Annotated in this window: 22 protein-coding genes; 13 read left to right on the top strand and 9 right to left on the bottom strand. The window is 61.9% G+C overall.

All coding sequences use genetic code 11. The features are described 5' to 3' along the window. Positions 1-20: 20 nt before the first annotated feature. Positions 21-1232, top strand: a complete 1212-nt coding sequence (locus tag RWT78_RS05855) for a CdaR family transcriptional regulator (protein ID WP_007730515.1) — start codon at positions 21-23, stop codon at positions 1230-1232. Here RWT78_RS05855 and RWT78_RS05850 read toward each other — a convergent pair whose 3' ends face one another. Then, entirely contained in the window at positions 1233-2060 is an 828-nt protein-coding gene (locus RWT78_RS05850) for an SDR family oxidoreductase (protein ID WP_314674594.1), read from the bottom strand. Positions 2061-2224: 164 nt separating this feature from the next. Here RWT78_RS05850 and RWT78_RS05845 point away from each other — a divergent pair, with 164 nt between their 5' ends. Continuing rightward, entirely contained in the window at positions 2225-3457 is a 1233-nt protein-coding gene (locus tag RWT78_RS05845; RefSeq protein WP_276116821.1) for a CdaR family transcriptional regulator, read from the top strand. A gap of 4 nt (positions 3458-3461) precedes the next feature. Here RWT78_RS05845 and RWT78_RS05840 read toward each other — a convergent pair whose 3' ends face one another. After that, a complete protein-coding gene (locus RWT78_RS05840; RefSeq protein WP_054825100.1) occupies positions 3462-3809 on the bottom strand; it encodes a hypothetical protein in 348 nt (115 codons plus the stop codon). 225 nt (positions 3810-4034) lie between these two features. Between RWT78_RS05840 and RWT78_RS05835 the strand changes: the two genes are divergently transcribed. Beyond that, the gene (locus RWT78_RS05835) at positions 4035-5120 is read left to right on the top strand and encodes a TerC family protein (protein ID WP_003942925.1); all 1086 of its coding nucleotides are present in this window, start codon (positions 4035-4037) and stop codon (positions 5118-5120) included. 174 nt (positions 5121-5294) lie between these two features. Next, positions 5295-6224: an alpha/beta hydrolase gene (locus RWT78_RS05830; protein WP_037130536.1), complete on the top strand. Its 930-nt coding sequence runs from the start codon at positions 5295-5297 to the stop codon at positions 6222-6224. Here the strand turns inward: RWT78_RS05830 and RWT78_RS05825 are convergent. The 5 genes from RWT78_RS05825 to RWT78_RS05805 form a co-directional block, all read right to left on the bottom strand. Then, positions 6207-6878: a Dabb family protein gene (locus RWT78_RS05825; RefSeq protein ID WP_037130539.1), complete on the bottom strand. Its 672-nt coding sequence runs from the start codon at positions 6876-6878 to the stop codon at positions 6207-6209. The genes RWT78_RS05830 and RWT78_RS05825 overlap by 18 nt on opposite strands. Next, positions 6871-7218, bottom strand: a complete 348-nt coding sequence (locus RWT78_RS05820) for a hypothetical protein (RefSeq protein WP_314674585.1) — start codon at positions 7216-7218, stop codon at positions 6871-6873. Before RWT78_RS05820 ends, RWT78_RS05825 begins: the two co-directional genes overlap by 8 nt. A gap of 45 nt (positions 7219-7263) precedes the next feature. Continuing rightward, positions 7264-8769 (bottom strand): MFS transporter, encoded by a 1506-nt coding sequence (locus RWT78_RS05815; RefSeq protein ID WP_232508965.1) that lies wholly within the window; start codon positions 8767-8769, stop codon positions 7264-7266. A gap of 154 nt (positions 8770-8923) precedes the next feature. Further along, complete coding sequence (locus RWT78_RS05810) at positions 8924-10387, bottom strand: benzaldehyde dehydrogenase (RefSeq protein WP_314674581.1); 1464 nt, start codon at positions 10385-10387, stop codon at positions 8924-8926. A 93-nt stretch (positions 10388-10480) separates the two neighbouring features. Next, positions 10481-11371, bottom strand: coding sequence for a LysR family transcriptional regulator (locus RWT78_RS05805; protein ID WP_003943104.1), 891 nt, complete (start codon positions 11369-11371; stop codon positions 10481-10483). Positions 11372-11495: 124 nt separating this feature from the next. Between RWT78_RS05805 and RWT78_RS05800 the strand changes: the two genes are divergently transcribed. The 4 genes from RWT78_RS05800 to RWT78_RS05785 all read left to right on the top strand — a co-directional run bounded on the left by RWT78_RS05800 (position 11496) and on the right by RWT78_RS05785 (position 16146). Beyond that, positions 11496-12863, top strand: a complete 1368-nt coding sequence (locus RWT78_RS05800) for an NAD(P)/FAD-dependent oxidoreductase (protein ID WP_003942969.1) — start codon at positions 11496-11498, stop codon at positions 12861-12863. Between the two features lie 49 nt (positions 12864-12912). After that, positions 12913-13665, top strand: a complete 753-nt coding sequence (locus RWT78_RS05795) for an IclR family transcriptional regulator (RefSeq protein WP_003943227.1) — start codon at positions 12913-12915, stop codon at positions 13663-13665. 98 nt (positions 13666-13763) lie between these two features. Beyond that, positions 13764-14954, top strand: a complete 1191-nt coding sequence (locus RWT78_RS05790; protein ID WP_218695686.1) for a 4-hydroxybenzoate 3-monooxygenase — start codon at positions 13764-13766, stop codon at positions 14952-14954. A 322-nt stretch (positions 14955-15276) separates the two neighbouring features. Next, a complete protein-coding gene (locus tag RWT78_RS05785; protein WP_204855279.1) occupies positions 15277-16146 on the top strand; it encodes a TIGR03619 family F420-dependent LLM class oxidoreductase in 870 nt (289 codons plus the stop codon). Positions 16147-16190: 44 nt separating this feature from the next. Here the strand turns inward: RWT78_RS05785 and RWT78_RS05780 are convergent, their stop codons facing one another. Beyond that, entirely contained in the window at positions 16191-17513 is a 1323-nt protein-coding gene (locus tag RWT78_RS05780; RefSeq protein WP_314674575.1) for a ClC family H(+)/Cl(-) exchange transporter, read from the bottom strand. A gap of 106 nt (positions 17514-17619) precedes the next feature. Beyond that, positions 17620-18240 carry a LysE/ArgO family amino acid transporter gene (locus tag RWT78_RS05775; protein WP_314674574.1) on the bottom strand — a complete coding sequence of 207 codons (621 nt, stop codon included), beginning with the start codon at positions 18238-18240 and terminating at the stop codon, positions 17620-17622. 75 nt (positions 18241-18315) lie between these two features. Here RWT78_RS05775 and RWT78_RS05770 point away from each other — a divergent pair, with 75 nt between their 5' ends. The 5 genes from RWT78_RS05770 to RWT78_RS05750 all read left to right on the top strand — a co-directional run bounded on the left by RWT78_RS05770 (position 18316) and on the right by RWT78_RS05750 (position 25518). After that, positions 18316-19209 carry a LysR family transcriptional regulator ArgP gene (locus tag RWT78_RS05770; protein WP_314674572.1) on the top strand — a complete coding sequence of 298 codons (894 nt, stop codon included), beginning with the start codon at positions 18316-18318 and terminating at the stop codon, positions 19207-19209. Positions 19210-19357: 148 nt separating this feature from the next. After that, on the top strand, positions 19358-20830 hold the full coding sequence (locus tag RWT78_RS05765; RefSeq protein ID WP_003942992.1) for a class I adenylate-forming enzyme family protein: 1473 nt from the start codon (positions 19358-19360) through the stop codon (positions 20828-20830). A gap of 85 nt (positions 20831-20915) precedes the next feature. Next, positions 20916-22763 carry a DUF3556 domain-containing protein gene (locus tag RWT78_RS05760; RefSeq protein ID WP_314674569.1) on the top strand — a complete coding sequence of 616 codons (1848 nt, stop codon included), beginning with the start codon at positions 20916-20918 and terminating at the stop codon, positions 22761-22763. Further along, positions 22760-24193, top strand: coding sequence for an NAD(P)/FAD-dependent oxidoreductase (locus tag RWT78_RS05755; protein WP_314674567.1), 1434 nt, complete (start codon positions 22760-22762; stop codon positions 24191-24193). Before RWT78_RS05760 ends, RWT78_RS05755 begins: the two co-directional genes overlap by 4 nt. Positions 24194-24228: 35 nt before the next feature. Then, the gene (locus RWT78_RS05750) at positions 24229-25518 is read left to right on the top strand and encodes a CdaR family transcriptional regulator (protein ID WP_054187007.1); all 1290 of its coding nucleotides are present in this window, start codon (positions 24229-24231) and stop codon (positions 25516-25518) included. Positions 25519-25728 lie beyond the last annotated feature (210 nt).

Here is a 25728-nt window from a genome sequence, read left to right as displayed (position 1 = left end):
GGCAGTGAGAGAATGCGAGGGTGAGCCGAACCGGGGTACCTGACGACGCCATACGCCGGGTTGCCGCGGCGGGGGCCGATGACGCCGGTGGCCTGCCCGTCGAACTGCTGGGTGATTTCCTCGACGTGCTCAGCGATGCTGTCTGTGAAGGGAAACCGCTGCAGCGTCGCCAGCTGCACCGCTTCCGCGCTCGCGGGGAAGAAGCAGCGCAGCAAGGTGTGGCCCTGCGAGCCCTGCTCGATCTGTATCTCTCCTCGGCCTGGCGTCTGTGGCGTGAACTGCCTGCTGTTATTGCGGCACAATCGGATCCGAATGCCGTCGTCGCGGCCGGCGAAGTGATGCTGCGTGCCGTCGACGATGCCGTCGCCGAACTGGCCGAAGGGTTTCAGTTGGCCAGGCGTTCTCTGGTCCGCTCGCAGGTATCGGCACGCCGCGAGTTCGTCGACGACTTGTTGACCGGCGGCGCTGACGTCGTCGGATTGTTGGATCGCGCTTCAGGATTCGGTCTCCACCTCAGTGGTCCGCATGCCGTGGCGGTAGTGACCGCCGCCCGTGAGTTCACCGACGACAACCCTTTGGTGCGCGCCGTCGAACGTGCCGTTCTGGGTAGCAAGGGTGACGCCGATGCGTTGGTCGCCAGCAAGAGCGGCAAACTGGTGGTCGTTTTCGCGGCGCCGGATCGCGATGCCGTCGACCACGTGCTGGCAGGGATTCGTTCGGCTCTCGGGCCGGGGACCGATGACGACGGGCGAGTGCAGTTGCAGCGGCGTCCTTTGGACGGCACGTGGCAGATCGCTGTCGGGCGCCCTCGAACCACCGCTTCGGGCGTGGTGGCGTCGTACCGGGAGGCGCTGGACGCACTGGACCTGGCGCAGCGCCTGTCGTTGACCGCACCGATCATCGATGCTCGTGACCTGCTGGTCTACCGGGTTCTGGTCAATGACAGACCGGCGGTCACCGACCTGATCCACACCCTTCTCACACCGCTGCTCGAGGCGCGTGGTGGCGCTGGACCGATGATCGACACACTGCTCGCGTACTTTTCCGCCGGCGGCAATACGGCTAAGACCGCCCGAGACCTGCATTTGTCCGTCCGCGCCGTGACGTACCGGTTGGACCGTATTCGTGAACTCACCGGTCAGAACGTCAACGATCCCAACGACAGCTTCGCGCTCCACGCTGCCGTACTGGGTGCGAAGCTGCTCGACTGGCCGGCCACCGAGCTGACCTGATCAGCTTGCGCGGGCGCGTTCTTCGTAGGCAGCACGTGCCGCGGTGTCGACGTCGCCGAGAAACTGCGTCTCGACGCCGAACAGTCGGCTCAATGCCTCGTACGGCCGCCGGGGGAAGAAGCCCTGTGCCTGCACGAGCAGCCCGGACACCCGCGTAATGCGTACGCGTGGGCGCGGTTTGGTGATCAAGCCGACGATGGCTTCGGCGATTTCCTCCGGCTGAACCTCTCGGAATCCCTTCATTCCCGAAGTGCCCGAGGTGAGTTGGGTGTTGGTGAGCGTCGGCAGCACAGACGAGATGTGAACTCCGGTGCCACGAACTTCCTTGCGGACAGAATCGGTGAAGCCCAACACCGCATGCTTGGCGCCGCAGTACGTCGACAAACCGGGGCACGGGAGTTCGCCTGCAAGCGAAGCGATGTTGATGACGTGTCCACGTCCGCGCGGAAGCATCCGCCGTAGTGCGAGCTTGGTTCCCGTGATCACGCCGAGGACGTCGATCTCGATGATGCGTCTGGTCACGGAGTCGTCCTCGTCGACGATCCGTCCGACCGGCATGATGCCCGCATTGTTGACCAGCACGTCGATCGGGCCGAGTTCACCTTCGACGGTGTCGAGGAAGTCGAAGAACGAGGCGGGGTCGGTGACGTCGAGGCGCCCGAACGTGCGGATGCCCAAATCCTTGGCTGCTTGCGCGAGAGTGGCTTCGTCGATGTCGCCGATCGCGACCGTCGCACCCAGGCTGATGAGCCGCTTCGCGGTGGCGTATCCGATGCCCCGGGCGCCGCCGGTGATGACCACTACCTGACCGTCGAAAGGTTTGTTCATTTACTCCAGCGTCTCCAAAGACAGGGGTTGGTTGCAGTGAGATTAATCTGCAGTGAGATGTGATTGTGGACCAGTCGAAACCGGGTTGCTAGGGCTTCTTGGCCGAAGTGAGACGATAGATTTGTGACTAAGTCACAATCAGGGTGACAAGTCGGGGAGGCGCTATGGACACATCGGAGTTGGACGGCTGGATTGCAAATCTCGCACCCATCTATCTCCAGCCGGAGGTGATCGACGGTTTCGTTCAACGCATCGACGACGCCATTGCGGTGGCCAATCCTGAAGTGGCGGCTGACCGGGAGCTACGACGCGATGTGGATGCGAGCACTGCGGCGCAGCTTCGAGTCATCGTGGCCGCGATCGCGGGCGGTTCCCAGGAGGTCACGCCGCCGCCGGAGTCGGTTGCGCTTGCACTCACCGTTGCCAGGCGCGGTATGGATCTTCGAGTCCTGCTCAAGATCTACGGTGCCGGACGCCTCGCGATGCTGGGCTTCGTCGACGAGTCGATAGAAGCACTCCCGATCGGTCCGGAACTCAAGCGCGCACTTCTGGTCCGAGTGTGGGGTTCGGCGATGAGATGGCTGGAAGTGACCACCGAATTGTTGGTGGCAACGTATGCGAAGGAGCGTGAGAGCTTGGCGCGCGGCGCTTTTGCGCGTCGGTCCGAGACGGTGCACGCGATTGTCGCAGGCGAAGCACTTCACTCCGATGAGGTGTCGCAGATTCTCGACTACCCGATGCGGCGCCACCACACTGCGTTTGTTCTCTGGACGGACGACACCGATCCGGCCGCCGACGTATTGGCCCGATTGGACTCGTATGCGCGTTCCTTTGTGGACGAGTCGAACGCCGAGCGCGTGCTGACGCTGCCTTCGGGGGCGCGCGAGGTGTGGTCGTGGGTCGCGCATTTCGACGACCATGAGTGGGCGGCGCTCGATCGTGCTCGGAATTCGGATCTTCGTGTCGCGGTGGGGGCCAGCGGTTACGGAATGGAAGGATTCGCGCGCAGTCACCGCGAGGCTCTCGCCGCGCAGCGCATCGCGGTCCGTTCGACGCGTTCGCCGGGGGTCACCGTCTACGAAGATGTTCAGGTTCCCTGTCTGCTCACCGAAGATCTGGACGAACTGCGTGCGTTGGTGGCTCGGGAATTGAAAGGCCTCGCCGGCGCGGACGGTGTCACGACGCGTATCCGTGACACCGTTCGGGTCTATTACGAGAACAATTGCACTGCAGCCGCTACCGCCGTGGCGCTCGGTCTGCACAAGAACACCGTGCGGTATCGACTCGATCAGGCCGAAAAGCTGTTAGGCCGCAGCGTGGACCAGCGTCGGCTGCCAACAGAGTTGGCGCTCATCGCGCTGGAGAGCTACGGAGCCGCCCTCCTGGCGAACCCGTGACTCGCTACTGCATGTCGACGAGTCCGGGGAGCGAATAGCCGGAGCTGTCATCCCAATCGGCGGGGGTGTCGTCGAGTGAAACGTCCCAGTCTGCGTCGGGAACCGCTCGCCGGAGTTCGGTCAGAGCGTTGAACCAGTAGACGAGCGAAGGGATTACCTCGGTCGGGTCGCTCGAGATCTTTGTCGAACCGTTGAGCAGAGTGTTGGGGATATCCGACGGATAGAGGTCCAGGACCTCGTAGTCGAACGGAAATTCGTCGTTGTGGACGGCGATGAGTCGGTCGACTTCGGCCTTCTCGTCGTCGGTCAGCGGTGTGGTGCGGACGGCGGAGTAGTACAACGAGGTGCTCATGCCTGCCAGGCTAGAACAAGATGCCGTCCAGCGGCGGTTTCGGACGCAACACCCTCAGATTGCATGGTCTCGGCAACTTCAGGTGTGAAAGTCGTCGATATTTCGACCGGGATGGATAGAAGTCGGCAAGGAACACTGGAGAAGACGGCGAGACGGCCGTCCGAACCCAGTGAAGGAGCTCCCCGTGACCGCAGTCATCAGTGCCATTCGGGTAGGTGGTCAGCGATGAACGTTCCCATGTGGGCGTGGGCCGCGTTCGCCGCAGTCATCGTCGTCATGTTGCTCATCGACCTGCTCGCCCACCGCGGCGCGCACGTCATCGGCTTCAAGGAAGCGGCCTGGTGGAGTGCACTCTGGGTCGGTTTGTCTCTCGTATTCGCGGTGGTCGTCACCCTGACCTTGGGGGTGAACTCGGGCGTCGAATTCACCACGGCCTGGCTGTTGGAGAAGAGCCTCTCCGTCGACAACCTCTTCGTGTTCGCCCTGATCTTCGGTTACTTCAAGGTGCCCCGTGAATACCAGCACCGCGTGTTGTTCTTCGGTGTCATCGGCGCCCTGATCTTCCGCGGTATCTTCCTCGCCGCCGGCGTTGCCGTGGTCAGCAAGTTCACGGCCGTGCTGTTCGTCTTCGCCGCCATCCTGCTCTACAGCGCCTACAAGCTGCTCAAGGACGACGACGAGAACTTCGATCCGGGAACCTCGCTGGCGGTTCGCTTGCTGCGCAAGATCATGCCGGTCCGTGAGGAATACGCAGGAACCAAGTTCTTCGTCAAGGAAGCCGGAAAGCGCGTCGCAACACCACTGTTCGCCGTCGTCGTCGCCATCGAAGCTGCCGACCTCGTGTTCGCAGTCGACAGCGTCCCGGCAGTGCTGGCAGTGAGTGACGATCCATTCATCGTCTACTCCAGCAACGCGTTTGCGATCTTGGGTCTGCGTGCCCTGTACTTCCTGCTCTCGGGCCTGCTCGAGAAGTTCCACTACCTGTCCAAGGGTCTGTCGATCATCCTCGCCTTCATCGGCGTGAAGCTGATCATGCAGGCCAGCCACAAGGTGATCAGCACGTCGATCCCCGAGATTCCCTCACTGGTCAGCCTCGCGGTGATCATCGTGGTGTTGGCAGGCTCGATCATCCTGAGTCTCAAGAAGCCGCTACCGGAAGAGCCTGAGGCCGAAGAGGTTGCGACCGGTGACGCACCGATAGACCTCGAGAAGTCAGGTGCTGACGGCAGCATCGAGAAATCCGGCGTCCAGCTCGCAACCGGCGAGCGCGACGACGATGACGACAAGGTAGATGCTCGGCCAAGGGGCTGACGCCTGATCGGCTGAACGAATCGAAAAGGGAGACCGCACAACGACGTGTGGTCTCCCTTCTCGTTCCTCACGACTCTCGCTGCAAAACAGACCACTGATCGGGAAGGTGTGTTCTCACCCGGCCGTGGGCGATCTACCTTGGCGAATGCCCGACGTCCGAGATCAGGAGTGCCCATGACAATTCACGCGGAAGTCGTCACAATGCTGGCCACGCTCAACGCCGCATTCCCGGACGTCACCAGCTACGAGCCGTCGAAGTTACGTGCTCTGCTTCGGAATCGACGAGCCCCGCTGGAGCGGCTTCCCGATATGCGGTCGGTCGAAGATCTCGCAATCGACGGCCCTGGGGGAGATCTGTCGATCCGCGTCTACCGTCCGCACACTTCGTCCGACGCAATTCCGCTGGTCGTCTTCGCTCACGGCGGAGGCTTCGTGTTCTGCGACCTCGACAGCCATGACGAATTCTGCCGTTCCATGGCGCAAGGCGTCGGCGCCGTTGTGGTCTCCGTCGATTATCGTCTGGCCCCTGAACATTCCGCACCGGCAGCACACGACGACGTCTTTGCCGCAGTGGAATGGGCAGCGAAGCACGCGGCAGAGTACGGCGCAGACCCGAGCAAGATCGTGCTTGCCGGCGACAGCGCCGGCGGCAATCTTGCTGCGACAGTTGCCATCGCCGCCCGCGATCGTGGAGGTCCGGAGGTTGCGGCGCAAGTTCTCATCTATCCCGTGATCGACGACGATTTCGACACCGAGTCCTACCGTCTCTACGGCACCGACCACTACAACACGACCACGGCCATGAAGTGGTACTGGGACCAGTATGCGCCCGAGCGCCGAGACGACGTGCGGGTGATACCAACTCGGGCAGAGTCGTTCGCCGATCTTCCAGCCGCCGTTGTCGTGACAGCCGAGCTGGATCCGCCGTGCTCGTCCGGCGACGAGTACGCGAAACTGCTTGCCTCGGCCGGCGTCCCAGTGCAGCATCATCGCTTCGACGGGCTGTTTCACGGTTTCCTCACTATTCCGTCGTTGTCGCTCACGGAACCGGCGCGACAGAAAGTTTGGGCGATGATCCGCGAGGCGTCAGCCGTCACTCGATAGGATTTCTTCGCTCAATTCGCCGAAGGTATGACAGATTCTGTCCCGAACAATGACTTCGGTGCATTCAGGGTCGAACCATCGATCAACGACGCCCCAATGGATCGGATGGTCGAGGTATTGGGTCTGCAGTGACGCGAGATCTGTGAACTCCTGCTCCCACACATGGGTCCACGGTGCTTCGTCACATGCAGATGGTGCGCCGGTCGCCGCGCTCACTCGACTGAGCCGCCAGGCGGCGATTGACGAGATATGCCCGGGCATCTTCAGCAAGTCATTTTCGAAGCGTTCGATTGCGCCCTCGGGGGTATGGGGTGCAACGCGAATCAGCAGCGCTCGGTACACCCCGTTCGGGCCGGTGGCGTGCGAGCGACCCTCGGTGCCCGAAACGTACTCGGCGCAGTGAAAGTGCTCGACGGCGTCATGGTGAAGTCCGGCGTCAACGGCACCGCGAGCGGCCTGCCACGCCGCTTCGTCCTCGAACTGGAGGTGCATGATCAGATCTCCGCCGTTGATGACGCCGGGCAGTGTGGCGGTGACGAGATGACGTGCTGCGCCCGACGATTCCGCCATCGCTTCAATGGTGTTCACCGCATCGGCCCAGCCGTCCGAGCCTGTGCTGTCGGCGGCAAAAACCACCCTTGTGGCGTTATACATCGGCCAGTCCCTCGACGTCGTGGGCAGCGGCAGCCATGGTGCGGCCTCGTTCCGCAATGAGCGGATCCATTGCGTCCCACCATCGCCGAAGAGTGGTGTCACCGCGGCTCGAACGAGTCATCGCCCACCAACCGGCGGTCCCTTCGACGGTCCACGTGATCGTGACGATGTTGGACTCGTCCGCGGACCACAGCGGCGGGCTGACAAGTATGTTGTCGAGAGTCAGGTTGCGGCGACTGGCATTCGGCAGGTAGCCGGCGCGAAATTCGTCGACAAACTTCTGCCCACATCCGGGATTCGTGACTATCCGGTCGATCACGTAGAGCGTCTCACCTGCCATCTGCGCAGGCTACAGTGCGCTTAACCCTATGCGGTACTTCCGATCTCACGCAGCGGGAGGTTGCTGCGCGGAGGCTGGGGAACGTGCCGGGGCCAGACCCAGGCACCCGACCAAACCGACGAGGGCGAAGGCCACGGCGGCGGTCACGAAGGTGACGGTGAAGGCGGATTCGCTGGGTAGAGCGGATACGCCCTCTGGCAGGTTCGCGATGGTCATCGAGGCGAGAATCGTAGTCACCACTGCACTGCCCATGGCGCTGCCGGTGGAACGGGAGATCGAGTTGATGCCGTTGGCTATTCCACTCTGGTGTCGCGGAACGCTCGACATGATGATCGCGGGCATGGCCGCGTAGCCCAGGCTCACGGCGGCGCCGATCACGATGCCGGCCCCGATGACCGACGCGGTGTGCGTGTGGTCGTACGCGAGCCAGGCGAACGGCACCGCACCACAGATGGCGGTGAGTCCCAGGACGAAGCGTGGCCCACGCACTCTGATGAGCCACCCACCGATCGGTGCTGCGATCAGCGAGGCAATCGCACCCGGCAGCAGGAATTCCACCGACGCACGCAGAATGCTGGCGTCGAATCCGTATCCCGTGAGGGCGTGGGGAAGCTGCACGAGATAGGAGATGCCCAGGAAGTTGGCGAACATTCCGAAGCCCAGCATGACCCCCGCCAGATTCGCCATCATCACGGGCCGGTGGACGAACATTCGCATGTCGACCAGTGGTTCGTCGACGATCTTCTCGATCCAGACCCAGACTGCGAACATCACGATCGAGCCCAGGAAAACACCGATGGTCACGGGTGAGAACCAACCCCATTGGTGGCCTTGTGAAATCGACAACAGGAGCAGAAGGAGTGCAGCGCCCAGGCTCAGCGCGCCGATGACGTCGACGCGCCCGCCGCTCTTGTGCTTGGTTGCCGGAACCAGCGTGATGACGGCGACGAGGGCAAGCAACGCGAACCCGGTGGCCATCCAGAAGGCGTTGCGGTAGTCGGCATCCGGAGCCGATGTGAGAAGTCCGGTGGCTACGAGGGCGAGCCCGCTGCCGAATGCGAGAGTTCCGCTGACCAATGCCATCGCGCCGGGAAGCTTGTGTGGGCGGACCTCTTCGCGCAGGACCGACAGAGCCAGCGGGAAGATGGCGGTGGCGGTCCCCTGGAGGACGCGTCCGAGGATGAGAAGTGGCAGATTGTGTGCCAGTGCGGCGACGATCGAACCGATGACCATGACGACCAGAACGCCGACCAGCGTGCGCTTCTTGCCGTGCTGATCGCCGTAGCGGCCCAACAGGGGAGTGAAAACGGCGGCCGACAGCAACGTCGCCGTCGTCACCCAACTGATGCCAGCCGACGATGCGCCCAGGTCGGACTGAATACGCCCCAAAATCGGGACGGGCAGCGTCTGCATCATCGAGACGATCATCGCGGCCAGGCTGAGCGCCCCGATGATGACGGCCTCGCGGCGCGGCGATATTACGACGGATACATCCGGGGTGTCGTGGACCGTTGGCTGCGCAGCGCTGTCGGTCGTCACTGAATTCGTCAAGTGGGTCCTTCTCGGGAATTACAAGAGAAAATGCTTAATGTGGCGAAGTAATTTTCTCTGGATGGTAAGTCCGCGAGATCGATCCCGTCAATGCTGGTCAGTGAGCCCCTGGGGCCAGCTCGGTGTATTCAGGACCAACTCGGCGTGTTTCGGACTAGAAGGGGTAGACCGGGAGTGCGCTCTGCGCAGTCACCCACTGCGTTTCGGTGAAGGCGTCGAGGTTTGCGCCGATACCGCCGACACGGCCACCGTTACCCGAAGACGCCATGCCGCCGAACGGGATGACTGCTTCGTCGCCGACGGTCTGATCGTTGATGTGTACGAGGCCGGTGGGGATCTGTTGAGCGAGTTCGAGTCCGCGCATGGCGTCGGAGGTCAGAATGCCCAGTGACAGTCCGTACTCGGAATCGTTGGCTATGGCGACGGCCTGTTCGACGGTGGCGAAGGAGGTGACCGGTGCGACTGGCCCGAAGACTTCGTCGGCGAAGGCCGGGGCGGTCAGTGGGGTGTCGGCCAGCACGGTGGGTCGGTAGAAGAGATCCTCGTAGGTGCCACCGGCTGCCAGTTTTGCTCCGGCCGCGATGCTTCCGGTGACCAGGGAGTGGATGTGGTCGCGTTGTTTGGCGTCGATGATGGGTCCGAGTGCGACCTGACCGGTGAACGGGTCGCCTACCGGAAGCTTGTCGGCGCGTTCGGCAAGGAGTGCGGTGTAATCGGCGGCGATGCTTTCGTGGACGAGCTGGCGGCCGGTGGTCATGCAGATCTGCCCCTGGTGCATGAAGGATCCGAAAGCGCCTACAGATGCGGCCTTTTCGAGGTCGACGTCGTCCATGACGATCAGTGCGTTGTTTCCCCCGAGTTCGAGGTGTGCTCGTTTGAGATGGCGGCCCGCCAGTTCACCGACTGCGCGTCCTGCCCGGGTCGACCCGGTGAATGCGATGACGCGAACGCTCGGATGAACCACGATTGCCTCACCGGCGTCAGCGCCACCCGGCAGCATGCCGAACACTCCGGCAGGCAGACCGGCTTCTTCGAAGATGCGGGCAAGAACCACACCGCCACAGATCGCCGTGCGCGGATCAGGCTTGAGGATCACCGAATTGCCCAGTGCCAGTGCGGGAGCGACTGCACGGATCGACAGAATGATCGGGAAGTTGAACGGTGCGATGACGCCGACGGTGCCGACGGGGACGCGACGAGAGAAGCTCAGCCGCGGTTGCTCCGAGCGCAGCACCTCGCCGACGGGGTGTGCGGCCAAAGCTGCTGCGTTGTAGCACTCTTCGGCAGCGGTGTGGGTTTCCAGTCCGGCTTTGGCGGGAATGCTGCCGGCCTCGCGGATTACCCATTCGCCGATTTCGTCGGCGTACCGCTCGAACAGTTGACCGGCGCGGCGTAGAACGGCGGCTCGTTCGGTGTACGGCCTTGCTGCCCAATCCTTCTGAGCGGCAGTAGCTTTTGTTGCAGCGGCTGCCACGTCGTCTGGTGTTGCCATGCCGACCGTCGTCAACTGCTTGCCGGTGGCCGGCTCGACGACAATACGATCGTCGGCGCTACCGCGAACCCATTCGCCGTCGAAGATCTTCGATTCCCACACAGGTTCGCTCAGCAAACGCGTCATGGCCGCTCCTCGGTAAAGGGATGCAACCGCGCGCCGCATCACATGGTTGTGCACCACGTTGCTCCGTGAGGGGAGTCGATCGCCATCGCACTTTCACTCAGTGAAAGACGGATTCATGGCGTCCTTGAGTGCTTGGATCAGATCGGCGAACTCGGTCGAGTGGGTGGCGCCGCTGCGGGTCACCCCCGAGACGGGAATTCGCAAGCGGCCGTGCGATTCTCGCATGAAGCTGATGCCGGCGCGTGGAGATTCGCCTGCGGTGATCGAATACAGGAGGGTCCAGGCGCGCGGGTTGGTGATCACGTCCAGCGTGGCTGTGTGATCGCTCGGAATTGCAGGGCCCAGTTGGACGCGTCGATCTATCTCGCGGAACGCGTCCTCGACCACCTTGTGAATGAGCACCTGGCTTTGGCGCGGCGGCAGGAGCAGGGGGTATGCGGCCAGATCATTGAGGTCGACGCTTTGTTGGCCGGCCAGGGGGTGCCGGCTCGACATGACGACCAGCAGATCTTCGACGCCGAGGTCCAAGGGTTCGAGTCCGGGGCGGTCGACGCCGCCGCGAATCAGCGCGATGTCGGCGTCACCGGAGGCCACGGCGTCCATGCGGTGGGCAAAACTCTTGATGACGAACTCGACGTCCAGGTCCGGATGAAGTTCGCGCACGTGTGCGATGGCGTCCAGCGTCTGAGCGGCGAAGCTCATGTTTCCGGTGATCCGGATCCGGGCTCGTGGGTCGCGTGCGACGGAGTAGGCCATCGTTTCGAGGCTGAGGACTTGCTGCGCGATGGGCACGAGTCGCGATCCTGCCGGGGCAAGGCGAACGGCTCGGGTCGAGCGTTCGAAGAGTGTCGCGCCAAGCTCCTTCTCCAGTCGGGCGACTTGATGGCTGATCGCCGACTGCGAGATGAAGCAGCGCTCGGCAGCGCGACTGAAGCTCAGTTCCTCGCTCACGACGAGGAAGTACTTGAGTTGGCGGAAGTCCATGAGGACAGCTTACTTATGAGCAATCGAGATAACAGTCTTGCGAATACTCCAGCTAGCTGGACCCGACCCATGATCAGTCCATACCGTAATAGTCATACTTTCAATTTGGTTGAGGAGATTTGTTGTGGATAGAACAGCTGCGGGTCGCGCTGACATCGACGCGACTGGACACGAGCAGACTCAGGTAGTCATCGTCGGTTCGGGATTCGGAGCCCTCGCCGCGGCCAAGACCCTCGCGAAGTCCAAGACGCCGTTCGTCCTCATCTCCGCCACCACCGAGCACCTCTTCCAGCCGCTGCTCTACCAGGTGGCGACGGGTGTTCTGTCGGCCGGCGAAGTTGCTCCGCCCATCCGCACGATCCTGCAGAAGTACCCCAACGCCGACGTGCGTCTCGGTCGCGTCGTCGAGGTCAACGCCGAAGAGAACACCGTCGTCTACGAGGCTTCGGGCACCCGCCACACTCTCGGATACCGCTCGCTCATCGCAGCCACCGGTGCCACCCAGGCGTACTTCGGTCATGACGAGTTCGAAAAGGTCACCTACAAGCTCAAGACCGTCGAGGATGCCGAGGTCCTGCGTAAGCAGATCCTGCGTTGCTTCGAAGAGGCTCACACCACCAACGACGCGCTGGTTCGCCGCAACCTGCTCAGCTTCGTTGTCGTCGGTGCAGGCGCGACCGGCGTCGAGCTCGCCGGACAGATCAAGGAACTGGCGCGTCGCTACTTCGCCAAGTCCATCAACAACATCAGCGCCGACGAGGTCACGGTCACCATGGTCGAGGGCGCGGGCGTTGCGCTTCCGGCCTTCGGCGGCAAGCTCAGTGAGTACACACAGGCCTCGCTCGAGAAGTCGGGTGTCGAGGTTGTTCTCAACACCATGGTCACCGCCATCGACGAGCACGGTGTCACCGTCTCTTCGGCAAAGACCAAGGAAGAGAAGCGCATCGACGCCGAGACCGTCATCTGGTCGGCCGGTGTTCGCGCCAACGACTTCGCAGCAGTGCTCGGCGAGGCGACCGGTTGTGAGAGTGACCGTGCAGGTCGTCTGCTCATCAATCCGGACTTGACCGTCGGCGGGTTCGCCAACGTCTTTGCCATCGGCGACATGACTTCGCTGAACGGTCTGCCGGGTCAGTCGCCCGTTGCAATGCAGGGTGGCCGTCACGCAGCGAAGACTGTGAACGGAAAGGTCAAGGCCGGAACGCCTTTCAAATACTTCGACAAGGGCAGCATGTCGATCATCAGCCGATTCAGCGCTGTGTGTCGCGTCCGCAAGGTCGAGTTCAAGGGCACGATCGCCTGGTTCATGTGGCTGGCCGTGCACGTGATGTATCTGGTGGGCTTCCGCAACCGGTATGTCGCTGTGATGTCGTGGTTCGGTTCGTTCATCGGTCACCGTCGTCCGCACTTCCACTACGCGCAGGAGCCGATGAAGATCGAGGCCACGCCGCCGGTGACCGAACGCGAACCGGAATTGGCGCACTCCGCGTAGCTCCGCACCGCCTGAACACGTTTCGCCTGATGTCAGTCACACTGTGTGAATGGCATCAGGCGAGCGTTCGTTGATCGGCCGGGCATTTATCGTGCTCGGTGCCTTCGACGCGAAATCGCCGCGGTTGACGCAGTCGGAGATCAGTCGTCGCAGCGGTTTGCCTCTGCCCACCGTCCATAGACTGTGTGGGCAGTTGGTGGCTGAGGGCGCACTCGAGCGTCGGAGTGACGGCAAGTACCAGGTCGGAGTCCGGTTGTGGGAGATCGGCGCTCTCGCTCCCGGCGCTCACGGCCTACGGCAGGTGGCGTTGCCGTTCCTCGAAGACCTGTACGAGGTCACCCGAGAGAACGTGCAGTTGGTCGTTCGTGAGGGCACCGAGGCTCTGTACCTCGAGCGCTTGTCCTCGCGTAGCGCCGTCACCGTGGTCGGCCGTGCCGGCGGAAGATTGCCGTTGCACGCGTCCAGCGGTGGATTGATTCTCCTCGCGCACGGCGGAACCGAGCTTCTCGACGATGTCCTTCGCGCCGGCCTCGAGTCGTTCACTCCCAAAACCATTACTTCCGAGCGGATTTTGCGAGCAACTCTCGACGAGATCAGGCGCGCCGGATTCGTGGTCTGTCGCGAGTATCTGAACGTCGGAACCCTTGCCGTCGCCGCTCCTGTCCGCGAAGCCGGGGGCAGTGTCGTGGCAGCGGTCTCGACAGTTGTTCCGGTGGAGCAGGATCCGGCTCCTTTACTGCCGGCGTTGGTCGCGGCCGCCCGTGGAATATCACGCGGGCTTGGTAGCGGTGGGTTTCGATAGCTCGTTTCGGTCTTTCACTGAGTGAAATTGCAGCTGTTCAGAGGAGTGATCGTGGTCGAGGGTGGTCTCAATCGTCACTCACCTCAGGAGCTCTCTGTATGTCTTCTTCACGCACCCAGGTCGGAATCGTCGGTGGTGGTCCCGCCGGGTTGATGCTCTCGCATCTGTTGCATCTGAAGGGAATCGATTCGGTTGTCCTGGAATGCCGCACCCGCGAAGAGGTAGAAGGCACCATTCGTGCCGGCGTGCTCGAACAGAACACGGTTGATCTCATGGTCGAGACCGGACTCGGTGATCGACTGAAGCGAGAGGGCCTCGAACATCACGGAATCGAGTTGCGATTCGGTGGACGAGGGCACCGAATCGCGTTCGACGAACTGACCGACGGGCGAGCAGTCACGGTGTATCCGCAACACGAGGTGCTCAAGGATCTGATCGCGCGGCGTCTCGCTGACGGCGGGGACATTCGATTCGGAGTGTCCGACGCGCAAGTACACGATCACGAATCGGATCGCCCGAGTATCACTTTTGTCGACTCGGACGGAAATGATCAGAAGCTCGAGTGCGCCCTGGTGGCCGGTTGCGACGGTTCACGCACCGGAACGCGAAAGCTGATTCCCGAACCGTCGATCCGAACAGATCATTTCCGCCAGTATCCCTTCGCGTGGTTCGGCATCCTGGCCGAGGCGCCGCCGTCGTCCGAAGAACTGATCTATGCCAACCATGAGCGCGGGTTTGCGCTGATCAGCACACGGACGCCCGAGGTACAGCGTCATTACCTTCAGGTCGATCCGGACGACTCCGTGGACAACTGGTCCGACGATCGAATCTGGGACGAGCTGCACATGCGCGTCGACGGTGAGGGGGCGGAGATCAAGGACGGCAAGATCTTTCAGAAGTCGATCCTCCAGTTCCGCAGCTTCGTGTGTGAGCCGATGCAGCACGGCAACCTGTTTCTTGCAGGGGATGCGGCGCACACCGTGCCGCCGACCGGCGCGAAGGGAATGAATCTCGCGATCGCCGACGTCTACGCACTGGCGAAGGCAATGGACGGTTTCTTCACCTCGTCCGACCGAAAGATGCTGGACGGGTACACCGAAACGGTGTTGCCGCGTGTGTGGCGGACGCAGCACTTCTCGTGGTGGATGTCGTCGATGCTCCATCGCTTGCCAGACGACAGCGGTTTCGGGCATCGCCGACAGTTGGCCGAGTTGGACATGGTCACGCGTTCGGTGGCCGGACGAACGCTGATCGCCGAGAACTACGTCGGAACTCCCTTGCATCAGTAGGCCGATTCGCAGGTTGCACGGTGCGAAATCAGGGGGAGTGGGGTGCCAGGTGTCACCAGGACCTCGAAGTTCTTCGTATGTGTCCGCCTGGCGGGAAGCTTCCGAGCCGAAGTAGCGGGAGCTTTGTAACCTCGAACACGTCCTTGTCCAACCGAGGGTGGCTGATGCTTCGACCGCACTGCGGGGGAGTTGTCGTATGACTGAGCGTCGCAAGAAGTGACTGTTCAGGATCCACTGTCTCCCAGGCCGATCGGTGCGAACCGTCGTCGAGCTCATCGAGGCACTTCAGTCGCTCCGGTCAACTGAACAGAGGGATCTTCCGATGAAGTTCAGCCTCGCCGTGGCGATGATTCCCCTCTCTCAACTCGTTGCACTTGCGAAAGTGGCCGAAGAATGCGGCTTTTCTTCGATCACGATGCCCGACTCACTGTTCTTTCCCGAGCGGGGCGCTACCGGGTATCCGTATACCGCTGACGGTGTGCGTATGTGGGACGCGAAGACACCATTTGTAGACCCCATGATTGCCGCGGCCTTCATGGGACCCGGAACGTCGAAGATTCGCTTTTATCCGCAGGTGCTCGAGCTCAGCTCACGCAATCCTCTGCTGCTGGCAAGCCAGGTGGGGTCGGTCGCGAATCTGACAGGAGGCCGCTTCGGTCTCGGGGTCGGTGTGGGCTGGGCGCCAGAGGAATTCGAGTGGTGCGGCGCTTCCCCGAAGGATCGAGGCCCGCGAGTCGACGAGATGCTCGAGGTACTGCGACTGGTTCTAGGCGGCGGTATGGTCGAACATCACGGCAAGTTCTTCGACTTCGACAGGCTGCAGATGAGCCCGGCGCCGATCGATCCCGTCCCCATCTACATCGGAGGACATTCCGCGGCCGCATTGCGCCGTGCAGCGCGCGTGGGTGACGGTTGGACCTCGGCTACAGTCTCTTTCGCTGATCTGCAAGCTCTCATCGCGAGGATCGGCGTCCTGCGGGTCGAGTACGGGCGCGCCGAGTCCCCGTTCGAAATTCAGGCCGTCTGCGCCGATCGCTTCGGTCTCGACGGCTCCTTGGAACTGGCCGATAGCGGAGTGACGGAATCGATCGTCATTCCTTGGGCCATGTACGACCTCGGGTTCGACTGCGACCTGGAAGCGAAGAAAGATGCGGTACGCAGGTTCTCCGAGGAAGTCATCTGCAAATTCTGAAATTCACGTAGCGCGCCCGTGCTGCAATGACCCGTGTGCGGGGATCAATCCGTATGCGGGCGTTGCGGCTCCAACATCCGTTCTCGGAGACTGTCGTAGATGGGAGCCGAACCTGCCAAGGCGGTGACGAAAACCGCTGCGGCCGTGGCCGCAAGCATCGGGACCAGCGTCGACGTCACCGCGGTCATTTCGACCACGATCACGATGCCGGTGAACGGTGCGCGTACTACGGCGCCGAAGAAGGCAGCCATACCGACGGTGGCCATGGTGACCGTGAGCCCGGCGTCCACTCCGGGCACGAAGCTCGACAGTCCGGTGAAGATCGACCCCCAGAGCGCGCCGAGAGCGAGTAAGGGAGCGAACAGTCCGCCGGGAGTTCCAGCGGCATACGAGAGCGGGCCGGTGAAGAACCGAACCACCAAGTACAGCAGCAGGATCGGCAGTACGAAGGTCCTTCCGCCGACGATCATCTGTGCAAGAACGTCGCCGCCCCCACTGGCCAACGGGTCGAGGAACAGCGTCAGGCCGATGACGGCGCCGATCGTTGCGCCGATGACAGTCGGCGGGATCTTGTCGAGTCGTGCCACGATGTCGAGTAGTCCTAGAATCAGGCGGTTGTACGCAATACCCAGTAGCCCCGTGAGGATTCCGAAGACGACGAACAGTGGCAAGAGTGCAAGGTGAGGTGTCGGCACGGTGCCGACCTCGAAATCGGGTTGATCACCGATGACGATCCGTGCACAGCCCACCGCCACTGAAACACCGAAAAGCGTTGGCAGCACGGTGCGCAGCCGGAACGAGTGCGTCACCTCCTCGCAGACGAACAGTGCTCCCGCGATCGGCGCGTTGAATGCGACAGCGAGTCCTGCTCCGGCCGTGGATGTTTGCAGCATGGCGACGTCGGGTTCGGTGAGGCGGGCTCGCCGTCCCGCTTCTGCTCCGATCGCCGCACCCATGTGTACGGTGGGGCCTTCACGGCCGAGAACCAGACCGGAGCCGATCGCCAAGAGGCCGCCGATGAATCTGGCGGGCACGAGATTGATTCCCGGCGGTTTCGCTTCACCACGGGACACCGCCTCGACGTGCTGGATGCCGCTTCCCTTTGCGAGGGGCACTCGTCTGACGATCAGTACGGCAAGTACGGTGCACAGGGCCACCAGGAGGACCGGCACGAGCCACCCGACGTACGGAACGTGATGCGCCCAGTTCACGATCGCCTGACGAAGTTCGTCGGCCCTGATCAGACACCAACGGAACGCGCCGCCGACAAATCCGACCCCGACGCCGGCGACCGCAGCGAGTAGACACAGCAAACCCAGTCCGCGGTTGGAGTCACGCGGTTCGGTGCCGCCATCGTCCTCGGTCATCGTGATCAGCCCTACCTGATGGTCACAACTCTCGACAGGTGAATTGAGCCTTCCTCACCTTGGACGGTAACCCATCCCGATACCGGAAAGTGCTTGTATTGCCGGGTCACAATTCGGTGAGCAGACTGATTCCGAGAACTGTCATCATCACGGCGATCAGAGCGTCGAGAACCCGCCAGGCGCTGGGTTTTGCAAAAAGTGGTGTCAGCAGACGCGCGCCGTAACCGAGGGCGCTGAACCAGACTGCACTTGCAGTGATGGCACCGGCCGCAAACCACCACCGTCCGATCTCGCCGCGACCGTTGGCGATGGAACCCATCAGCACAACGGTGTCGAGATAGACGTGTGGATTCAGCCAGGTGAGTGCCAATGCCATCGTGACGGCGGCAAGCCTCGACCCGTTGCCATGTCGATCCGGCGCCAACGTCTGGGGGTGAAGTGCCCGCTTGGCGGCGAAGAGCGAATAGCTGAGGAGGAAAACGGCGCCGGCGATACGAACGAACGTGATCATCGACGGTGCGTGTTCGAGGAGGGTCCCGATTCCGCTGACGCCCGCGAGGATCAGAATTGCGTCTGACAACGCGCACACTGCGACGATCGGGAGTACGTGCGATCGCGTCAGGCCTTGACGAAGAACAAACGCATTCTGGGCGCCGATTGCGACGATCAAAGACAGTCCGACCCCGAAACCGACGAGGGCCGACGCAGGGTCGTTGGTGCTGAGCATGTCGTCGAGCCTGCCGCTCGGATTTCAGTCAGTCCAGCTAATGATTCTTAGGATGCATCAGAGTAGCTTCAGATTATGTTGGATTTCGAGCAACTGAGGGCATTGCACGCCGCGGTCGACGAGGGAACCTTCGAGGCGGCGGCGCGGAAGTTACACATCACGCCTTCGGCGGTCAGCCAACGAATCAAAGGTCTCGAGACCTCGGTTGGCCGGATTCTGGTGCAGCGCACCAAACCCATCCGGGTCACCGATTCAGGGAGAGAAGTCCTGCGTCTTGCACGTCAGATAGACGCTTTGTCGCGTGACACCGTGCGAGAGCTCGGCCTTGAAAATGGTTCAGGGATGTTTGCACGTGTCTCGATCGCGGTCAATGCCGATTCGCTGTCCACCTGGGTTCTCGGGGCCCTCGCGGAGTTCACGCACGAAGTCGGTTTCGATTTTCATCTCGACGATCAAGACCACACCACCGAACTACTGCGCGACGGTTCGGTCATGGCTGCCGTCACCTCTGTTGCGTCACCGATTCAAGGGTGTACCTCCAGCCGTTTGGGCATCATGCGGTATCGGCCGATGGCGAGTGCGGAGTTCTGCCGTCGTTGGTTCGCAGACGGTGTCACGGCCGCATCCCTTTCGGAGGCGCCGCTGGTTGTGTTCAATCGCAAGGATCTACTGCAGGACCGCTACCTCGATCAAAAGGTCGGCCACCCCGCCGATCCGCCCCGTCATCTTGTTCCTTCATCGGCAGACTTCGCGGACGCCGTCAGGCGGGGATACGGCTGGGGATTGATACCGGACCTGCAGCGCGGCGACGACGATCGCTCCGGCGTGCTGATCGGATTCGATCCGGACTTCGTGGACGACGTTCCGCTGTACTGGCAGCAGTGGAAACTGTCGTCACCTGTCTTGCGCCGGATCTCCGAGGTGGTGACCAGACGCGCCCACGAGGTGTTGCATCAGCCGTCGAGCTGATGTGCACCGCACGTGCGGTGTTGTGCTCGTGCGGTGTTGTGCTCAGGGAACAAAGAACCTGGACAAGTTGATCCCCTGGGACCGTTTCTTCGGCCGCAGGACGCCGATAGTGTTTTGAGTCACACACGAATGAAAGGTGCTGACTCTCGTGGCGAACATCGGATATCTGGCTTGGGATCTTGCAGAGAAGTACGGGCAGAAGCCGTGCTTGCGGGACGACCACGTCGAACTCACGTATGAAGAGTTCGCAGATCGCACAGAAGCTGTTGCCGCGCAATTGGCCGGACTCGGAATCGGCCTCGGTGACGTGGTGGCGATCATGCTGCCCAATCGCGTCGAGTTGCTGATCGCGATCATGGCTGCCTGGCGCATCGGTGCTGCGGCTACACCCATCAATCCGATGTTCACCGCGAACGAAGCGGACTACCAGATCGCGGACTCCGGGGCCGAGTTGGTCATCACCGCCACTGCCGACGCACCCTCGGGCGGCCGCGCAGTGTTGGCCGTCGAGGATCTGGCGACAGTGCCGCCGACCGATCCCCGACCCGGAATCGATGTTGCAGCAGACGATCTGGCGTTGCTCATCTACACCAGCGGCTCCACCGGACGGCCCAAGGGAGTGATGCTCACACATGCCAACCTGCAGTTCATGGCTTCGTCGATGGGCAAGAACATCGGTGTTACCGGCGCGGATCACTGCCTGCTGATTCTGCCGCTGTTCCATGTCAACGCGATCTGCGTCAGCGTCTTGACGCCCTTACTTGTCGGCGGACAGGTGAGTGTCACCGGGAAGTTCTCGGTTTCGAGATTCTTCGACGACGTCGCGCGACTTCGCCCCACGTATTTCTCGGCGGTGCCGGCAATCTACGCGATGCTGACCTCACAGCCGGAAGACTCCTCGATCGACACGTCGTCCTTGAGGTTTGCCGTGTGCGGTGCGGCGCCGATCAGCAAGGAACTCCTCGAACGCGCTGAGCGGCGTTTCGGTTTCGTGATCGTGGAAGGTTACGGACTCACCGAGGGGACCTGTGCGTCGGCCTGCAATCCTGTGGACGGCGTGCGCAAACTCGGTACGGTCGGCCCGGCGTTGCCTGGCCAGCAGATTGCCATTCTTGCCGAGGACGGAACCTTTGCGCCCGCCGGGACTGCCGGAGAGGTGGTCATCAAGGGTGGCAACGTGATGCGTGGCTATCTGGGTAAGCCGGAGGAGACTGCGAAGACCGTCAAGGATGGTTGGTTGCATACCGGTGACGTCGGAGTCCTCGACGAGGACGGCTACCTGACCCTGGTCGATCGCATCAAGGACATGATCATCCGTGGGGGAGAGAACATCTACCCCAAGGAGATCGAAAATTCGCTCGCTACACATCCTTCCGTGCTCGAGGCAGCCGTCATCGGCGCTCCGCACCAGGTCTACGGAGAGGTGCCAGTTGCCTATGTTGTCGCCTACCCCGATGCACCCGTCACCGAAGACGAACTGCTCGAACATGTCACGGCCTTGCTCACCCGAGTAAAGGTGCCAGTGGCGATCTACGTCGTCGATGCGCTTCCCCGAAACCCGGTGGGCAAGATCGACAAACCTGGAATGAGACGAGCTTTGAGCGCAACTCCCGCTCACTAGTCACTTCCCCGTAATACCAGCACAACTCGACGACGTCCGTCGAGTCGATCCGTCATGCCCACATTCCGTATTTCAGGAGCACATCATGGGATTCAAAGAAGGAAACTTCCCTCCCGTCGATCCGGCAACGTTCATGGACAAGCCGTTTCTCGAGCGTCTGCGTGACATGTCCACGCACTGGGTGGATTACGGCTTCGGTACGCCGAAGATGGTCCACACCGTCTACATCATGAAACTGTTGTTCCTCTACCTGGCAGCTGGAACAGCCGTTGCCACTTTGACTTCCGGCCTCTCGTGGTTCGACATCGGATCGTGGTGGAACCAGCCGATCGTCTACCAGAAACTCATCATCTGGACGATGATGCTCGAGATGCTGGGCTTGGCAGGATCCTGGGGACCGCTCGCCGGCCACTTCAAGCCGATGACCGGTGGAGTTCTCTACTGGCTCCGCCCCGGCACCATTCGTCTGCCACCGTGGCCGGGCAAAGTGCCGCTCACCTCGGGTGACACCCGCACGGTGTTCGACGTCTTCATCTATGCCGCCGCAGTCGCCAATCTCCTTGTTGCCGCTGTTCTCCCCGGTGTTCACACCACAGGAATCGATTCGGCAATCGCTGACAATGCCGGACTGGTGCGTCCGACGGTCTTGTACTCCTTCCTGGTACTCATGGTGATTCTCGGGTTGCGGGACAAGGTGCCCTTCATCGCTGCCCGTAGTGAGCAGTACCTGCCGGCGATCTTCTTCTTCACATTCCTGCCGTTCGTCGACATGATCCTGGCGCTCAAACTGCTGATCGTCATGGTGTGGATCGGTGCCGGTGTCTCGAAGTTCGGTCGCCATTTCTCGCTGGTGGTTCCTCCGATGCTCAGCAATACCCCGTGGATCCCGTCGAAGAAGATCAAGCGCGCCCACTACCGGAATTTCCCGGAGGATCTGCGGCCTTCACACCTGGGCGGCGGGGTCGCACACGTGGCCGGAACGATGGTCGAAATCGTCACCCCGTTGATACTGCTGTTCTCGACGAACAAGACACTCACGATCCTCGCCGTGATCCTCATGGTCGGATTCCATCTGTTCATCGCGTCGACCTTCCCGCTTGCCGTCCCACTCGAATGGAATCTTCTGTTCGCCTACGCCTCGGTCTTCCTGTTCCTGGGATTCCCGGCATGGGACGGCTACGGACTCGGCGCCATGTCCTCACCGTGGATTACCGCGGGAATTGTTGCAGCCCTTGCCTTCTTCCCCATTCTCGGAAACCTTCGACCCGATCTGGTGTCCTTCCTGCCGTCGATGCGTCAGTACGCCGGCAACTGGGCATCCGCGACGTGGGCATTCGCGCCGGGCGCTGAAGCCAAGATCGACCAGTTCATCAAGCGTCCGTCGCCGGATACGCGCAATCAGTTGATGACGATGTACCCCGAAGATGTGTCCGATGTCGTTCTGCATCAGCTGTTGGGCTGGCGTTCCATGCACAGCCAGGGGCGTGCGCTGTTCTCTCTGATGATCAGGCACCTCGGCGACGACATCAACACGTACTCACTGCGGGAAGCAGAGTTCATGTGCAACTCCATCGTCGCCTTCAACTTCGGTGACGGGCACCTGCACGACGCGAAGTTGATCGCAGCCATTCAGCGTCGCTGCAATTTCGCACCCGGTGAGTTCCTGGTGACCTGGATCGAATCGCAGCCCATCCACAAGGGAACGCAGGAGTACCAGGTGATCGATGCCGCTCTCGGTGTCATCGAACGAGGTACTTTCAAGGTCGCCGACGCAGTCGCCGAACAGCCGTGGTTGCCGAACGGGCCCATTCCGTTCGACGTTCAGTGGACACTGGACGTACGGGCCGACCACGCGGCAACGGATCCGCAGGTTGTCTCCGAACCGAAGATGCGTACGAGGGTCAGCGGTAGCGAGCAAGAGGTGAGTAAGTGACAAAGGCCGTAGTCGTCGGCAGCGGGCCCAATGGGCTCGCTGCCGCGGTACACCTCGCACGTAGCGGTGTGGACGTGCAGGTGCTCGAGGCTGCCGACCAGATCGGCGGAGGCACCCGCTCCGGTCCGATCGACGTGCCGGGGTTGATCCATGATCACTGCTCGGCGTTTCACCCGATGGGTATCGGCTCGCCGTACCTGTCCAAGCTGGACCTCGAGCGATACGGGCTGATCTGGAGATGGGCAGAGGCGGACTGCGCGCATCCGCTCGACAACGGGGACGCCGGGGTTCTGTACCGCTCGCTGGAGCAGACGGCTGCGGGACTCGGCGCTGACGGGCCTCGATGGCAACGCATGTTCGGTGACTTGTCGACTGGGTTCGATGCGCTGGCGTCCGATCTGATGCGCCCGATCGTCAATGTTCCGCACCATCCGCTGCGGCTCGCAGCTTTCGGTCCGCGAGCGCTGCTTCCGGCAACGGTGACCGCCAAACTGTGGAAGACGGACAAGGGGAAGGCGCTGTTCGGCGGGGTTGCCGCACACGCCTTCTATCCACTCAACCGTCCGGCCACCTCGGCGGTGGGATTGATGATCACTGCTGCTGGTCACCGCTACGGTTGGCCGGTTGCCGAGGGAGGTTCGCGGTCGATCACCGACGCGATGGCTGCGATGCTCCTCGATCACGGCGGCAAGATCGACACCAGCGTTCGGGTTCGTTCGGTCTCCGAGATTCCGGACGCCGATGTTGTTCTGCTGGATGTCAATCCGGGGGGTGCGCTCGAAATTCTGGGCGATCGACTCCCTGGCCGAGTGGCGAGGGCCTATCGAAAGTTCAAGCAGGCTCCCGGAGCATTCAAGGTCGATTTTGCGATCGAAGGTCATGTGCCGTGGACCAATCCGGACTGTGGTCGGGCCGGAACTGTGCATCTGGCAGGTGGTTTCGACGAAATCGTGGCCGCTGAGCGTGAGACGAATTCAGGCCGTATGCCGGACCGGCCGTTCGTGCTCCTAGGTCAGCAATACCTGGCTGATCCCACCCGATCTGCCGGGAACATTCATCCGCTGTATGCCTATGCGCACGTGCCTCACGGTTACGCCGGCGACGCTACGGAGGCGATCATCCGTCAGATCGAGAGGTTTGCGCCAGGATTCCGGGATCAGATCGTCGCGACATCGAGCAGTGGTACAGCTGACCTGGCACAAGACAATCCGAATCAGGTAGGCGGCGACATCATCGGAGGTGCCAACACCGAACTGCAGGTTGTCTTGCGTCCGCGCGTCGCAGTCGATCCGTACAGCACGGGGATCGCGGGCACTTACTTGTGCTCGGCCTCGACCCCGCCGGGTGCCGGAGCACATGGAATGTGCGGGTACAACGCAGCCGAATCGGCTCTGAAGTACCTGCGACGAAAGGGTGCGGAAGTTCTGTGAGTAGTCCATCGCACAAGGAGCGAGGCGCCGGTGCGATGCGGCGCCTCGCCCGAGTGCCTGCAGCCGCGGAGCCGGAAGTGCTTGCGGTGGTTGCCGAGTTGGCACGACGACTCGACGAGCGCAGCGCCGACATCGCGCGTGAGATGGCCTTCATGATGGCTCACGAAATCGACCAATTGGATGCAGACGCCAAATTGCTCGAAATGCTCGAGGCCAGCGTGCAGGGAAACATCACGACGATCATCCACGTATTGGCCAACGACATTCCGATCGATCATCTCCAACCCACCACTGCTGCAGTGGAATACGCTCTGCGTCTGGCGCAGCGGGATGTCCCGTCCAACTCCCTTGTCCGGGCCTATCACATGGGCCAAGGCGATCTGATGCGGATCTGTCACGACGAGATCAGCACACTGGATATTCCGGCGCGACTCACTTTGGCTGTCCTGAAACACACTTCGGACGTGGTCTACAGCTACATCGACTGGATCACGCTCTACGTCTTCGACGCGTACGAGCGGGAACGCAGTCGATGGATGGCAGCGCAGGGAAACCTCCATTCGGCCGCAATCCACGCCCTCCTGTCCGGCGCCAACGCAGATACCGCTGCTTTCGAAGCGGAGACCGGGTACCGCCTCGGTCAGAACCACGTCGCCCTGGTGGTCTGGTCGACGTGGGATGCCGACGTCATGGGCATCAATACGCTGGACCGACTCGTACGTGATCTCGGCGCAGCGGCGGGAGCGGACAAGCCGCCGATCATCACCGCCATCGATCGGCGCACGGTGTGGGCGTGGCTGCCGTTCGGTCGCCGGGTGCCTGCGCCGGATCCGGAGGTTCTCGCGGCGGCAGTGCCGTTGGACGGCGGGGCGCGGGTGGCAATCGGACTGCCGGGGTCAGGGGTCGACGGTTTCAAACGGTCCCACGAACAGGCAACCGCCGCCTATTCGGTTGCTGCCGTCCCGGATACACCGCAGCGACCTGTGGTGAGCTTCGGAGACCGCGGCGTCGCTGTGGTCTCACTTCTGTCCGAGAACATCGATTCGACGAAGTCATGGGTCTGGGAGGTGCTTGGCCCGTTGGCGGAAGATACGCCCTCTGCTGCATCCTTGCGGACGACGTTGAGTGTGTACTTTGCACATGGTGAGAGTCATCTGCACACTGCCAATCACATGAATCTGCACCGGAATACGGTGAAGTATCGCATCAACAAGGCGCTCGGCGATCCAGTTGCTGCCGGCCGAGACAAGTTGGATCTTGCTCTGGCCCTGCAGGTTTGTGAGTTGTTGGGCAGATCGGTCTTGCGCCCGGCCAAATCGTCGTGAGTCGTGGATGCGACACGGCCTGTGGGCTCCGTATCGGGGTTTGATGTCCGATGCGGAGCCTGGCCGTGTTCTGTTGTGCCTGAGGTTCTTCTCAGGTTTTGAAGGTGGTGTTCGCCGGCCTGGGTTGCTGTCCGGGGTCGATCGAGGGTGGTGGGATGAACCAGGGTTTGTTGTCGACTCCTATTCGGATTTCCCATTTCCCGACGAACC

The organism is uncultured Rhodococcus sp. (assembly GCF_963525155.1).
In the GTDB taxonomy this organism is placed as follows: domain Bacteria; phylum Actinomycetota; class Actinomycetes; order Mycobacteriales; family Mycobacteriaceae; genus Rhodococcus_F; species Rhodococcus_F qingshengii.
Note: the sequence above shows the minus strand (reverse complement) of the source record. Positions and strands in the feature narration are given on the sequence as shown.